Annotated in this window: 12 protein-coding genes; 3 read left to right on the top strand and 9 right to left on the bottom strand. The window is 63.5% G+C overall.

Annotated elements, in window-relative coordinates; all coding sequences use genetic code 11:
- Positions 1-342: 342 nt before the first annotated feature.
- Positions 343-1,107: an SDR family oxidoreductase gene (locus tag VF515_13185; GenBank protein HEX7408591.1), complete on the bottom strand. Its 765-nt coding sequence runs from the start codon at positions 1,105-1,107 to the stop codon at positions 343-345.
- Positions 1,108-1,347: 240 nt separating this feature from the next.
- Between VF515_13185 and VF515_13180 the strand changes: the two genes are divergently transcribed.
- The 3 genes from VF515_13180 (at position 1,348) to rfaE2 (ending at position 4,850) form a co-directional block, all read left to right on the top strand.
- Positions 1,348-3,093 carry a phosphoenolpyruvate carboxykinase (GTP) gene (locus VF515_13180; protein HEX7408590.1) on the top strand — a complete coding sequence of 582 codons (1,746 nt, stop codon included), beginning with the start codon at positions 1,348-1,350 and terminating at the stop codon, positions 3,091-3,093.
- A gap of 348 nt (positions 3,094-3,441) precedes the next feature.
- Complete coding sequence (locus VF515_13175) at positions 3,442-4,062, top strand: hypothetical protein (protein ID HEX7408589.1); 621 nt, start codon at positions 3,442-3,444, stop codon at positions 4,060-4,062.
- A gap of 305 nt (positions 4,063-4,367) precedes the next feature.
- On the top strand, positions 4,368-4,850 hold the full coding sequence (rfaE2, locus tag VF515_13170; protein ID HEX7408588.1) for a D-glycero-beta-D-manno-heptose 1-phosphate adenylyltransferase: 483 nt from the start codon (positions 4,368-4,370) through the stop codon (positions 4,848-4,850).
- Between the two features lie 7 nt (positions 4,851-4,857).
- On the opposite strand, the gene lptE is transcribed toward rfaE2, so the two are convergent.
- The 8 genes from lptE to purF all read right to left on the bottom strand — a co-directional run bounded on the left by lptE (position 4,858) and on the right by purF (position 13,181).
- Positions 4,858-5,442: an LPS assembly lipoprotein LptE gene (lptE, locus tag VF515_13165; protein ID HEX7408587.1), complete on the bottom strand. Its 585-nt coding sequence runs from the start codon at positions 5,440-5,442 to the stop codon at positions 4,858-4,860.
- A gap of 2 nt (positions 5,443-5,444) precedes the next feature.
- Positions 5,445-7,859, bottom strand: coding sequence for a leucine--tRNA ligase (gene leuS, locus VF515_13160; GenBank protein HEX7408586.1), 2,415 nt, complete (start codon positions 7,857-7,859; stop codon positions 5,445-5,447).
- On the bottom strand, positions 7,852-8,298 hold the full coding sequence (nusB, locus tag VF515_13155) for a transcription antitermination factor NusB (GenBank protein ID HEX7408585.1): 447 nt from the start codon (positions 8,296-8,298) through the stop codon (positions 7,852-7,854). The genes leuS and nusB overlap by 8 nt, the downstream gene beginning before the upstream one ends.
- Before the next feature lie 168 nt (positions 8,299-8,466).
- A complete protein-coding gene (gene ribH, locus VF515_13150; protein HEX7408584.1) occupies positions 8,467-8,940 on the bottom strand; it encodes a 6,7-dimethyl-8-ribityllumazine synthase in 474 nt (157 codons plus the stop codon).
- Positions 8,937-10,100, bottom strand: coding sequence for a GTP cyclohydrolase II (gene ribA, locus VF515_13145; GenBank protein ID HEX7408583.1), 1,164 nt, complete (start codon positions 10,098-10,100; stop codon positions 8,937-8,939). The genes ribH and ribA overlap by 4 nt, the downstream gene beginning before the upstream one ends.
- 31 nt (positions 10,101-10,131) lie before the next feature.
- The gene (ribD, locus tag VF515_13140) at positions 10,132-11,259 is read right to left on the bottom strand and encodes a bifunctional diaminohydroxyphosphoribosylaminopyrimidine deaminase/5-amino-6-(5-phosphoribosylamino)uracil reductase RibD (protein ID HEX7408582.1); all 1,128 of its coding nucleotides are present in this window, start codon (positions 11,257-11,259) and stop codon (positions 10,132-10,134) included.
- Positions 11,256-11,753 carry a transcriptional regulator NrdR gene (gene nrdR / locus VF515_13135; GenBank protein ID HEX7408581.1) on the bottom strand — a complete coding sequence of 166 codons (498 nt, stop codon included), beginning with the start codon at positions 11,751-11,753 and terminating at the stop codon, positions 11,256-11,258. The genes ribD and nrdR overlap by 4 nt, the downstream gene beginning before the upstream one ends.
- A gap of 15 nt (positions 11,754-11,768) precedes the next feature.
- Positions 11,769-13,181 (bottom strand): amidophosphoribosyltransferase, encoded by a 1,413-nt coding sequence (purF, locus tag VF515_13130; GenBank protein ID HEX7408580.1) that lies wholly within the window; start codon positions 13,179-13,181, stop codon positions 11,769-11,771.
- Positions 13,182-13,197 lie beyond the last annotated feature (16 nt).

Below are 13,197 nucleotides of genomic sequence, written 5' to 3'. Positions count from 1 at the left end.
ACGTACACCGTTGGTTCACTGACTCCAACGCCGCTGCCACCACCCACTCCGACCGATACCGTTGGTCCGGGAACGCCGACGCCTCCGCCCCCGCCAACGATCACCCGCACCCCACGCCCAACCCCAACGGGGCACAAGTCTCCAACCCCGCCTTCGAGCGGCTGTGAGGTGGTCCCTGCCGAGCCGCCCTCGGTCGATTCAGTGCTGGTGGTGTTGGGTCTCGGCTTGGTGCTGTTCGGGCGAAGGACAAGACGCTAGACCAAGCGCCCGTCAAACCCCTCGGGCTCCGCGCCGCGCAGGCTATCGGAGGCCCGAGAGGATGGTGCGGAGTGCGACTGGAGACTATGCCGTCACACCGAAGTCCGCCGCCAGGGTGACCCCGTTGAGCATGCGGGCTTCGTCCGAAGCGAGAAAGGTGATGACGTGCCCGATATCCTCCGGTTCTCCCATCAGGCCAGGAACCGGCGGCATGTAGTAGCCCATGACCGAGGGCTCGAAATCTTCACGCGGCACGAAGTTCTGTAGGATCGGCGTGATGACGCCGCCGGGGCAGACGCAATTGGCCCGCAGCCCGCGACCGATGAACTCCAGCGCGATGGCACGCGTGAAGTTGATCAGTCCCGCTTTGGACGCAGAGTAATGCGAGTTGTATGCCTGCCCCCGCATGCCGGCGATCGAAGCGACGTTGACGATGTTGCCCGCCGGCTTCTTGAGCAAATGCTCCATGGCCACCTTGGTCGTGTGAAATACCCCGTCGAGGTTGATCGACAGGACGCGACGCCATTCGTTTTCGTCAATCTCCTCGAAATGGATCGAGCGGCCAACACCCGCCGCGTTCACCAAGATGTTCAGGCCGCCGAATGTGGCCACCGCCGTGGTGATGGATTTCTTCACCGACGCCATGCTGGCGACGTCACAGTGGCCGCCATCTGCCGTGCCACCAGCGGCGCGGATCTCTGCGACCACCTCTTTCACGCCCTGTTCGTTTACGTCGACCCCGAAGACCTTGGCGCCCTCGTCGGCGAAGAGCTTCGCGGTAGCGCGACCCATCCCCGATCCAGCCCCAGTGATGTACACAACGCGATTCGCGAACCGTGCCTTTGTCATCTGATTCCTCACCTTCCGAATTTGTGCCGTTTCCCGGCGCGACCGTGCCTCTCGATTTGATGCGCCGTGAGCAGTTCCAGGCGTCTACCACTAGTTCGGCCGAGGTTACAATGGCCGCGGGCAGTTCCGGTGCTCGCCGAAGTTCGCATGGCCAGCGAACACCTGCCCTGTTGCATGGTATTAGTTGAACTCCGGGTCCCCGCGTTGACGTCCGGCCTTGCAGTTGGTTAGATCACCGCCATGCCAACTCCACTTGAACAATGGGTAGACGAATCTTGCGAAATCACTCGTCCGAAGAAAGTGTCCTGGTGTGACGGCTCTGAAGCCGAGTATCAAGGGCTGATTGCGGACATGCTCTCAACCGGGACCCTGATCGAACTGAATCAAAAGGAGTATCCCGGCTGCTATCTGCACCGGAGCGACCCCAGCGACGTCGCCCGAACGGAGCACTTGACCTTCGTGTGCACCTCCAAGAAGGAGGACGCCGGGCCCAACAACAACTGGATGCTGCCGGCCGAGGCGAAGGAAAAGGTGGGCAAGCTCTTTGCCGGAGCCATGAAGGGCCGCACCATGTACGTGGTGCCCTACATCATGGGGCCGGTCACTTCGCCGTATAGCCAGATCGGTGTCGAGATCACCGACAGTCCGTACGTCGCAGCCAGCATGCGGATCATGACCCGCATGGGTCGGGCCGCACTTGACCGGCTCGGTGCCTCGGACAACTACGTCAAGGGCCTACACTCACTGGGCGATCTCAGCCCCGAGCGCCGCTTCATTGTCCATTTTCCCGAAGAGCGGCTCATCTGGTCGATCGGTTCAGGATACGGGGGCAACGCTCTGCTCGGCAAGAAATGCTTCGCCTTGCGCCTGGGCAGCCACATGGCCCGTCAAGAAGGATGGCTGGCCGAGCACATGCTGATCGTCGGCATCGAGGAGCCGAACGGACGGACCACCTACATTGCCGCGGCCTTCCCCAGCGCGTGCGGGAAGACGAACCTGGCGATGTTGGTGCCGCCCGCGAGCCAGAAAGGCTACAAGGTGTTCACGGTCGGCGAAGACATTGCCTGGATGCATGTCGGCAGCGACGGCCGGTTATGGGCGATCAATCCGGAGGCCGGGTTTTTCGGCGTGGCCCCAGGGACGAACTACAAGACCAATCCGAACGTCATGGCGACGATCAAGCGCAACTCGCTCTACACCAACGTCGCGTTGACGCCGCAGGGCACGCCGTACTGGGAAGGCAAGGACGGCGCTCCGCCGCGCGAGGCAATCGACTGGCAGGGCAAGCCTTGGACGCCGGAAAGCGCTACCAAGGCCGCGCATCCCAACTCGCGCTTCACGACGCCGGCAAGCCAATGCCCGGCGATCTCGCCGCGTTGGGAGGACCCGAACGGGGTGCCGATCTCGGCCATCCTGTTTGGCGGCCGCCGCGCCACTCTGGTGCCGCTGGTGTCCCAGTCATTCAACTGGCCGAACGGCGTGTTCTTCGGAGCCACGATGGCGTCCGAGACAACGGCGGCGGCGACCGGTGCGGTCGGTGTTGTGCGCCGTGACCCGATGGCCATGCTGCCATTCTGCGGCTACAACATGGCCGACTACTTCGGCCACTGGCTCGAGATGGGCAAGCGCATCAAGCAGCCGCCGCTGATTTTCCGCGTGAACTGGTTCCGCACGAGCCCGGAGGGCAAGTACCTGTGGCCCGGCTACGGTGAAAACCTGCGTGTCCTCCGGTGGGTGATCGGCCGCGTGCATGGAGAGGTCCCTGGGGTCGAGACACCGATCGGCTTTCTGCCGCTGCCGCAGGGCATCGACACGGACGGTATCGATATTTCGCCCGCAGTGCTGAAGGATCTACTCTCGGTCGACCGGGAGGGCTGGCTCGAAGCCGTAGCCTGGCAACGGGAGTTCTTTGACAAATTCGGCGACCGGATGCCGCGGGAGATCTGGCAGGAGAACGAAGCGTTGACGCGGCGGCTCAAGGGATAACGCGCTCAGCACCGAGTGACGGGCTAGTGCCTGTCCGTCGCTCTGCGTAGCCGAAGCCGCGTACATGATCCTGCTTTCTGTCACACCGTAAGAACGCAGCCCAATATCCTTGCGCAGCAGCGGCTCCAGCGCCGCTGTCCGCAGCCGACGGGTTCTGTCTAGGCAAAAGACCACCTCGGCCGGCCCGTTCCCGGTTTTCGGATCATAGAAAAGATCAGCGTTCAGAACCGGCGTAGCGGTGTGCCCGGCGCTTGAGGCACAGCGGTTGCGCGAGATGACAAATCAGAAGCTTCGGTCTCGACTCCTGAAGCTGGGCTGAGCCGAACCGAGGAGAAGGGCTGGCGCCCGATGAAACGCGCGACAGGAATGCGGCTGCTCGCCATTGTCCTTTGGATCGTTGTGATGTCGCCAACCGTCCGGGCGGACACCGTCCCCGGCTCCGGCATCATTGGCAGCCCACATGATTTCACCAAAGTGCCAGGAATGGTGTTGCCGTCTGGTGGGGCGGCTGACGCGTGCGCCTTTTGTCATTTCGACGATGGCATCGGCAAGCCAAGCCCGAGTATCATGAGCGTGCTGTTTTCCTGGAGCCAGAGGCTCTCGACGCAGAGCTTCTTCTGGTCCAACGTCACCGAGTCTGGAACGCGGTTGCCCACCAACCTCACGACATGGGCTGGATCCTCCAAGATTTGTCTCGGCTGCCATGGAGATGTGGTCGCGACCAACGACACATATCAGGTGGCCTCGGCTGCGGGCGCTGGCGCTTACACTGATGACAGTGGGACAGTTCCGCTGTGGGCCCGTGGCACCAAGGTCGCGAACCGGACAGGAACCGGCCGCTTTGCTGCCGTCGTAGCGAAGCTCGATGCCAGGCGCCTGAAGATCGCCATAGGAGGAGACCTGAACGGCACGCACCCGGCGGGATTCCGTATCCCTACCGGGGCGTTCCCGGAACGTACAACGGCGTGACGACCGGGAGACATGTGGATCTGAGAGACTTCGTGCCGGCGCCAAGTGCCGTAAAGCTGTTTACCACAGCCGGCGAAAGGGTTGTTCATGGTACGCAGGTCGGTTCCGCCGGCATGGAGTGCGCATCCTGCCATGACGTACATAACGAGGAAGTCCGCGACCGCTGGCTGCTGCGCGACACCCAGAGGCAACTGTGTCTCGATTGCCACAGCATGTAACCCCCTCGATTGACACCACCCCGCTCCTGATCTGCCCCGGTGGAGGAGGGATTTGCGGTGGATGGGGCAGTGAACTATGGAGCTGCTATGCGAAAACTCCTGACACTGTCGGAACTGAAGCGTCGTATCAAGAGTGCGCGCGGCAGTGGCAAGCGCGTCGTGTTCACCAACGGCTGTTTCGACCTCATTCATCCGGGGCACGTCCGCTATTTGCGTGCTGCCAAGCGCTTGGGAGATGTCCTGGTGGTGGCACTGAACAGTGACGACTCGATCCGTCGCCTGAAAGGGCGGGGGAGGCCTTTGGTTTCAGCGCGAGACCGCTGCGAAGTGGTGGCGGCTTTGGAGATGGTCGACTACGTTGCGGTCTTTTCCGACGACACGCCATACCAATTGATCAAAGCGCTGCAGCCGGACATTCTGGTCAAGGGTGGCGACTGGCAGCCTGATCAAATCGTCGGAGCCGACCTCGTACATGCCCGCGGCGGTACGGTACGATCCCTTCCGTTCGCCCGCGGGTACTCAACCACTGCGCTCATGAAGAAGGTCCAACGACGAATGCCGGGCGCCTAGCCGTGGATCAAAAATTCTCGACCATTTGGTTGTAGGCGTCTCGTACCGCCTGGTTGAGCGCGCGCGTAATGGCGTTTGCGCGCTCGGTCTCGGCAAGCTGAATGTGGGTAAACTGGGGGTTCTGCAGGTCAGCTGCGTTGAGCGTGCCGCGCTGGAATTGCGAGGAGCTGGTCACGACGACACGGGCATTGGCGCTATATTCATCCGTCTCCTGCAGCGCGCTGACGCGCCACAACACATGGCCGTCGCTCCGGCGGGTGAGGATGAACTCCAAGACGATCTTGATCTCGTATTCTACCGCCTGGTCGTTTGCATCGAACGCCACTGGCTGCAGACGGAGGTCACGAATTGTTCCAGTCAACACGGCATCTCCATCCGCGGGATCCTCGGTCATGCGGAAGTGCCCGCGTTCGTGAATCTCGCGCTCCATGGTAAATGCCAGTGTCTTCTCCAAGCCGTATTCGCGGGAGCGGTTGACGATCGTGCCGACACTGAGCGAGTGAATATCGTCGGGGAGCCCGATCTTTTCGCCGGCGAAGTGGTAGCCGCACCCTGCGAGCGCGAACACCACTAGAAGAAGGGCGCGGCGCACACTCACACCACGAGGTTGACCAGGCGCCCCGGCACTACCACATGCCGACGAATGGGCTTGCCATCGATCTGCGCCTTCACGGCTGCATCCGCCTGGGCGGCGGCGAGCACCGATTCCTCGGAAGCGTCTCGCGGCACCTCGATACGCCCCCGCACCTTGCCGTTGACCTGTACGACGATCACGGCCCTCTCTTCTATGGTCAGGGCTGCATCAAACTGCGGCCAGCGGGCGGCGAAGATGCTCGTGGTGTGTCCCCGTGCCTCCCAGAGTTCCTCGGCGATGTGCGGCGCAAACGGCGCCAGCATGAGCAGCAGGGCTTCGATCACCCAGGTGTCCGGGGGACCCCAGCGCTTGATGTCGTTGGAGAGGGTCATCAAGGCGGCGATGGCAGTGTTGTAGTGCAGCTGTTCCAGGTCGTCCTGGATCTTCCTGATGGCGCGATGGGTGGCGCGCAGAAGCGCCTCGGAGGCGCGCGCGCTGGCGTCGTGCTCACGCACGAGGCGCCACACGCCATCGAGAAAGCGCCGGGTCCCGGCGATGCCTTCGTCGCGGAAATCCCCCCCGTCCTGGTACGGCCCGAGAAACATCATGTACATGCGGAACACGTCCGCCCCATGCTGATCAAGGTACTGATCCGGATTGACGACGTTGCCCCGCGACTTCGACATCTTGGCGCCGTCTTTGATGATCAGCCCATGGGCGCGGAAGCGCTTGAAGGGCTCCTCGAAGTCCAGGAACCCGAGGTCGTGCAGGGCCATGGTGATGAAACGCGAGTACATGAGATGGAGCACCGCGTGTTCGTTGCCGCCGATGTACGTGTCCACCGGTAGCCACTTGCGGGTGAGCTCCGGGTCCAGGGCGACGTCGTGACGTGCGGTGGACGGGTAGCGCAAGAAATACCAGGCGGAGTCGAGGAAGGTGTCGGAGACATCCGTCTCGCGCCGGGCCATATGCCCGCACTGCGGACACGCCACCTCGTAGAACGAGCGCACACGGGCCAGCGGCGCGACACCGCTGGCGTTGGGACGAAAGTCTTCGATGTCAGGTAGCATCACCGGCAGATCGGATTCGGGTACCGGCACAATGCCGCACTGCTCGCAGTAGATCATGGGGATCGGCGGACCCCAGTAGCGCTGACGCGAGATACACCAATCGTGCAAGCGGTATTCGACGCGTGCCTGGCCCGCCCCCCGACTTGCCAGCCATTCCGTGATGGCGTGCTTTGCCGCCTCGACCTCCGTGCCGTTGAAGTGCGCGCTGTTGACCAGCCGCCCGTCCCCGTCATACGCCGCCGCCAGCGGCGTGTCGGCCGTCTCGCCTTCAGCCGCGATCACGCGAATGATCGGCAGGTCGAACACCTGGGCAAAGTCGAAGTCGCGCTGGTCGTGCGCCGGCACCGCCATGACGGCGCCGGTTCCATACTCCGCCAGCACGTAGTCGGCGATCCAGATGGGGATGCGGGTCTGGGTCGCGGGGTTGATGGCGTAGGCGCCGGTAAACACGCCGGTCTTCTCCTTGACGGCGCGGCGCGACACCAAGTCCATCTTGGCGACGCGCTCGCGGTAGGCGGCCACGGCGCGGCGATGTTCCGCCGTCGCCAGTTCGTCAACCCAGGCATGTTCCGGCGCCATGACCATGTAGGCCGCCCCAAACACGGTGTCGGGCCGTGTGGTAAACACCCGGATCGTCTTCTCTGGTGCGGCGGCAAGCGGAAAGTCGATCTCCGCACCCTCCGAACGTCCGATCCAGTTGCGCTGCGCCGTCTTGGTCGTTTCCGACCAGTCGATCCAATCGAGGTTCTTGAGTAACCGTTCGGCGTATTTGGTGATGGTGAAAAACCACTGCTCCGTGAGGCGCTGCTCCACCTGCGTGCCTGCATGCCGCTCGCACTCGCCATCGATGACCTGCTCGTTGGCCAGCACAGTCTGGCACACCGGACACCAGTTCACTGGGGCTTTCTTGCGGACCGCCAGTCCGTTCTTGTACAGCTGCAAGAAGATCCATTGCGTCCAGCGGTAGTAGTCGGGGGAAGTCGTGTCGACGACGTGTTCCCAATCGACCATCAAGCCGAGGCGGTTCAGTTGGCGCCGAAAATTTTCGATGGTGGTCGGGATCAGCTGCTTCGGATTCTTACCGAGCTTGAGGGCGTAGTTTTCCGAGTGAATGCCGAAGGCGTCGAAGCCGATGGGTTCGAAGACGTCGAAGCCCTGCAAGCGCCGGAATCGGCCGTGGATGTCGACCCCGGGAAACGCAAAGGCATGACCGACGTGCAGCCCCTCGGCCGACGGGTATGGAAACATCATCAATGTGTAGTACGGTCGCTGCACCGCCCGCACATCGACCGTATTGGTCCGGCGTTCCCGCCAGAGCCGTTGCCACTTCGCCTCGATCACGGCAGGATCGTACCGCTCATCCATCTCCACCTGTACTCCGTTGGCTCGCGTCTTCCCTCACCCCGAGTTGGCCGGCGATCTGATCGAGAATGCCGTTCACGAACTCCGCCGACTCCTCCGTGCCGAAGCGGCGCGCGATCTCGATGGCTTCGTCAATCACCACACTTGTCGGCACCTCGGGTGTTTTCGATAACTCGTACGCTGCAACCCGCAGGACGTTGAGGTCGACACGCGACAGGCGTTCGAAGCGCCAGTGCTGACTTGCCTGCGAGATCAGCTCGTCCAAGTGCGCCTGGTGTGCGCGCACGCCATCAACCAGCGCCGCGGCAAACTCTTTGGCGCGGCTGCCCGCATCGGCGTTCTCAAAAAACGGGCGCAGCGTGGCATCCGACGACTCTCCAGACAATTCGATCTGGTAGAGGGCCTGTACTGCCAGCTCTCGTCCCTTGCGGCGTGCACCCATGATTAGCGAGGCTCCGCCTGGCGCCGATGGCTCATGGCGTACGGCATACAGCGTATGGCTTATGGCCTATGGCTTGTGGCCTGTGTCGTGTCCGTTGCCCGCAGAATAGCAGAGAACCATATGCCATAGGCCACACGCCATCTGCCAAAACAGGCCATACATCAAGCTTCATCCCAGTCTCTTCAGCAAATTGGCGGTTTCGACCGCGGTGAGTGCCGCTTGGAACCCCTTGTTGCCGCGGTCGTCCCCGGCGCGCTGCAGCGCCTGCTCCACGTTTTCGGTGGTGAGAATGCCGAGGGCAATGGGAATGTGACGCGCGAGCTGCAGCTGCTGCAGCGCATCGGTAACCGCGCGGGAGAGATAGTCATGATGCTGGGTCTCGCCGCGAATGATTGCGCCCAGACAGACCAGCGCGTCGCACTTCTCGCCACTAGCCAACGAGTCGGCAACCAGCGGGATTTCGAAGGCGCCGGGAACTTGCACCACCTCGATGCGCTCTTCAGCTGCCCCGCATTCCCGTAGGGCTCTCAGGGCACCTTGCAGCAGCCGGTCCGTGACCACGCTATTGAAACGGGACATCACGATGCCGATGCGCAGCGTCTCGGCATTGAGCTGAGCGTTGTGAGGTTTCGGCAGGCTCATGGTCGGCTCACGGGATTGAGGCCGCTGAAGAGGTGGCCCAGCTTCTGCTGCTTGGTGCGGAGATAGTGGATGGTGCCCTGGTGCGGCGGGATCTCGATCGGCAGCCGTTCGACGACCTCGATGCCGTAACGGGTGAGGCCATCGATCTTCTTCGGATTATTGGTCAGCAAGCGCACTTTCGCGACGCCCAGATCTCGCAGGATCTGCGCCGTGAGGCCATAGTCCCGGCCGTCGTCTTTGAAGCCCAATTCGAGATTCGCTTCCACCGTGTCACGTCCCTGATCCTGGAGCGCATAGGCCCGGATCTTGTTGGCCAACCCAATGCCGCGGCCTTCTTGGTGCATATAGACCAACACGCCTTTACCGGCAGCGTGGATCAGTTCGATCGCTTTGCGTAGCTGATCGCCGCAGTCGCAGCGCTCGGAGCCGAGCACGTCACCGGTGAGGCACTGTGAGTGAATCCGCACCAGCACCGGTTGGCTGGCACGGATGCGTCCTCTGATCAGCGCAATGTGTTCATGTCCATCGAGGTCGTTGCGGTAGACGACGGTGCGGAATTTGCCCCCGTGGGCGGTCGTGATGGGAGCGTCGGCCACCCGGCGCACCAAGGATTCATGCCGCAAGCGGTGCGCGACCAGGTCAGCCACCTCAACGATTGTCAGGCCGAACCGTCCTGCCAGCACGTCCAGATCCTCACGGGTCGCCAACGTGCCCGCATCGTTGAGCACCGTGCAGACGGCGGCCGCGGGCTTGAGCCCGGCCAGACGTGCCAGATCAACGGCAGCTTCAGTGAGTGCGGCGCGGACGAGCACGCCCCCATCGCGCGCCATGATGGGAAAGACGTGCCCCGGCATGACGACATCGTCCGGCCCCGTCCCTTCGGTCATGGCGGTCTGGATGGTCGTGGCGCGATCGGAGGCGGAGATACCGGTACTCACCCCACGGCGGGCTTCGATCGACGCGCCAAACGGTCGTCGGCTGCCGAACGTGTCGGGAACCATCAGCGGGATACCCAGCCGGCGCATGTGTTGCTGGGTGAGGCACAGGCACACCAGCCCGCGGCCGTGGGTGGCCATGAAGTTCACGGCATCGGCTTTGACCAGCTCAGCGGCCATGCAGAGCTGGGCTTCACCCTGCGCCCCGTCGGCCAGGATTACCATCCGTCCGTTGCGAGTCTCTTCCAGAGCTGCGTCAATCGCCTGAGTTGTCATCGTGCGCCACTATCTCTGTAGCAACTAAAACATCCGCCGCAAACCGTGTCACCCGCGGCCGTCCGAGCTGCGGGGCGCTGGCCAGCCGGCGTACACCGATCGAGCCCAGCATTGGCCGTCCATCGCCGCCGATGAGCTTTGGTGCGTAAAAGATCAGCACCCGATCGACGACGCCTGCAGCGACGGCCGCAGCCGCCACCGTTGCCCCTCCTTCAATCAGCACGGACATGATGCCCTGCCGCCCCAGTGCCCGCAGGACCCGGGCCATGCCGATCCGCCCCGCGGTGTCGGACAGGCGCAACACCTTAGCACCCTGATTCTCGATACGCCGAACTTTGGTCGCCGAGGCCTGCCGGCCAGTGACCACTAGGGTAGCGGCTGCCTTGGTGTTTGTCAGCACCCGGGCGCGCAGCGGTAGGCGCAGCCGCCCGTCAAGGATGACGCGCAGCGGGTTGCGGCCGCCGGGCAGGCGACAGGTGAGCTCGGGATCGTCGCCTCTGACGGTCTCGGCGCCGACCAATACGGCATCGTGTTCGGCGCGGAGACGGTGGACGAAGCGCCGGCTGTCCTCGCCGGTGATCCAGCGCGATTCACCGCCGGCCGTCGCAATGCGGCCGTCGAGCGAGGCGGCAAGTTTTAGCGTCACCCAGGGCCGGCCGGTGGTCACGTGTTTGCGGAACGCTGCGATCAGTTCGTCACAGCCGGCTTGCTCGATGCCGCCGTTGACCTCGATGCCGGCCCGGCGCAGTCGCCCCATGCCGTTTCCGGGGACCGATGGATTGGGGTCTCGGGTACCGCAAACGACGCGGCGTATGCCGGCCGCAATGATGGCCTCGGTGCACGGGGGTGTCCGGCCGTGATGCGCGCACGGTTCGAGCGTGACGTACAGCGTGGCGCCGCGTGCCCTTCGGCCAGCGACCCGCAGGGCTTCGATTTCAGCGTGCGGCTGGCCGGCTTGGCGATGGTATCCGCGCCCGACGATCGCGCCGTGGGCGACGACGACCGCGCCCACGGGCGGATTCGGGCTGGTGCGCCCCAGGCCGCGGCGCCCAAGGCGTACGGCCAGGCGCATGAACCGCGCGTCATCGCTGTGGCCCGCCGGGTTCACGTGCTGCTCGATCGGCGGGGCTTGCGCCGGCCTGGGCCACGGCGTTCAGCGATCAGCTCCTCGAGTTCGCGCATGAATTCCCCGACGTCCTTGAACGAGCGGTAGACGGAGGCGAAGCGGACGTAGGCAACCGTGTCCAGCTTGTGCAGCTCCCGCATGACCGCTTCGCCGATTACGGAGCTCGGCACTTCCTTCTCGCCGCGTTCTTGCAGCGCCTGTTCGATCCTATCCGCCGTCTGCTCGATGGCCGCGGTGCTGACCGGCCGTTTTTCACACGCCTTTTTCAGGCCGCTGACGATCTTCTGGCGGTCGAAGAGCTCCCGCCGCCCGTCCTTCTTCACAACCATCGGCAGCATTTCCTCGACGCGCTCGTAGGTCGTGAAGCGCCGCTGGCAATGGAAACACGCACGGCGGCGGCGGATGACGTCGCCGTCCTTGCTCAGTCGGGAATCGATGACCCGATTCTCCAAGTCATGGCAGAAGGGACATTTCATGTGCGTGCAGCCGAACTATCGCTCGCGGGCCTCGAAGAGTCGCAACTGGTGGGTGCGGCCCTGGTCGGTGACCGGGACAGGATAGCGGCCGGTGAAGCAGGCGCCGCAGAAGCCGTTGCGCTCCCCTGGCCGCAAGAAGCTGAACAGGCCACGCTCGCTCAAGAAGCCGAGTGAGTCGGCCGTGATGAACTCGCGGATCGCTTCGACCGAGTTGGACGAGGCAATCAGCTCCGCTTGGGTCGGCGTGTCCACACCGTAAAAGCAGGATGCGACCGTGGGCGGGGAACTGATGCGCACGTGGACTTCACGGGCGCCGGCATGGCGCACCATGTTCACGATCTTGCGGCTGGTGGTGCCGCGCACGATGGAATCGTCCACCACGACCACCCGTTTGCCCTGCAGCACCTCGGCCTGGGCGTTGAGTTTCACCTTCACTCCGAAGTGGCGGATGGCATCCTGCGGTTCAATGAAGGTCCGGCCGACATAGTGATTGCGGATCAGTCCCATCTCGAAGGGCAAGCCGGCGTGCTCCGCGAAACCGAGCGCGGCGGGCATGCCGGAATCAGGTACGGGAATGACGATGTCGGCCTCCGCCGGCTGCTCGCTCGCCAGCTGGCGGCCGAACTGCTTGCGGACCTCGTACACGTTGCGGTCGTACACCCGGCTGTCGGGGCGCGCGAAGTAGACGTATTCGAAGATGCACCGGGTATGCGGCGAGGCCGGGAACGGATGGAAGCTCTCCATGCCGGCCGCCGAGATCCGCACCACCTCCCCCGGTTCGACCTCGCGCTCGTAGGTGGCGTCGATGAGATCGAGGGCGCAGCTTTCCGACGCCACGACCACCGTGTCTTTGATCCGTCCAATCACCAACGGCCGAAAGCCGTTCGGATCGCGTACCGCCACGAGTTCGTCCGGCGTCATGAATACCAGCGAGTATGCGCCGCGCACCTCCAGCAAGGCGTCGACAATCCGGTCGACGGTGCGTTTGCCCTGCGACGCCGCGATGAGATGGATCAGCACTTCGGTATCGACAGTCGACTGAAAAATCGCGCCGCGCTCCTGCAGCCGTTCGCGCAGCTCCACGGCGTTGACCAGATTGCCGTTGTGCGCCACGGCCAAGCCGCCGCCCGCGTACTCCACCACAAAGGGCTGGGTGTTCTTCAACAGCGTCTGCCCGGACGTGGAATACCGGTTGTGCCCGATGGCGGCCGTGCCCTCCAGTTTCCGGATGATGTCTTCGCTGAAGACATCGGCGACCAATCCCAGGCCGCGGTGGGAGATGAGAATGCCCTCCTTGGACGAGACGATCCCGGCCGACTCTTGACCGCGGTGCTGCAGGGCATAGAGGCTGAGATAGACCAGGTTGGCCGCTTCCGGATGGCCGAAGACCCCGACGATGCCGCACTCCTCATGGAAGCGGTCAGACATCCGAACCGACTTCCCT

The sequence above is a fragment of the Candidatus Binatia bacterium genome (assembly GCA_036382395.1).
Lineage (GTDB): Bacteria > Desulfobacterota > Binatia > HRBIN30 > HRBIN30 > JAGDMS01.
Note: the sequence above shows the minus strand (reverse complement) of the source record. Positions and strands in the feature narration are given on the sequence as shown.

What these genes read in the sequence shown, in the direction of transcription:
- nrdR (HEX7408581.1), bottom strand. Translation starts at nt 11,753, where the DNA reads ATGAAATGTCCCTTCTGCCATGACTTGGAGAATCGGGTCATCGATTCC.
- VF515_13175 (HEX7408589.1), top strand. Translation starts at nt 3,442, where the DNA reads ATGAAACGCGCGACAGGAATGCGGCTGCTCGCCATTGTCCTTTGGATC.
- VF515_13180 (HEX7408590.1), top strand. Translation starts at nt 1,348, where the DNA reads ATGCCAACTCCACTTGAACAATGGGTAGACGAATCTTGCGAAATCACT.
- ribH (HEX7408584.1), bottom strand. Translation starts at nt 8,940, where the DNA reads ATGAGCCTGCCGAAACCTCACAACGCTCAGCTCAATGCCGAGACGCTG.
- purF (HEX7408580.1), bottom strand. Translation starts at nt 13,181, where the DNA reads ATGTCTGACCGCTTCCATGAGGAGTGCGGCATCGTCGGGGTCTTCGGC.
- VF515_13185 (HEX7408591.1), bottom strand. Translation starts at nt 1,107, where the DNA reads ATGACAAAGGCACGGTTCGCGAATCGCGTTGTGTACATCACTGGGGCT.
- leuS (HEX7408586.1), bottom strand. Translation starts at nt 7,859, where the DNA reads ATGGATGAGCGGTACGATCCTGCCGTGATCGAGGCGAAGTGGCAACGG.
- nusB (HEX7408585.1), bottom strand. Translation starts at nt 8,298, where the DNA reads ATGGGTGCACGCCGCAAGGGACGAGAGCTGGCAGTACAGGCCCTCTAC.
- ribA (HEX7408583.1), bottom strand. Translation starts at nt 10,100, where the DNA reads ATGGTAATCCTGGCCGACGGGGCGCAGGGTGAAGCCCAGCTCTGCATG.
- rfaE2 (HEX7408588.1), top strand. Translation starts at nt 4,368, where the DNA reads ATGCGAAAACTCCTGACACTGTCGGAACTGAAGCGTCGTATCAAGAGT.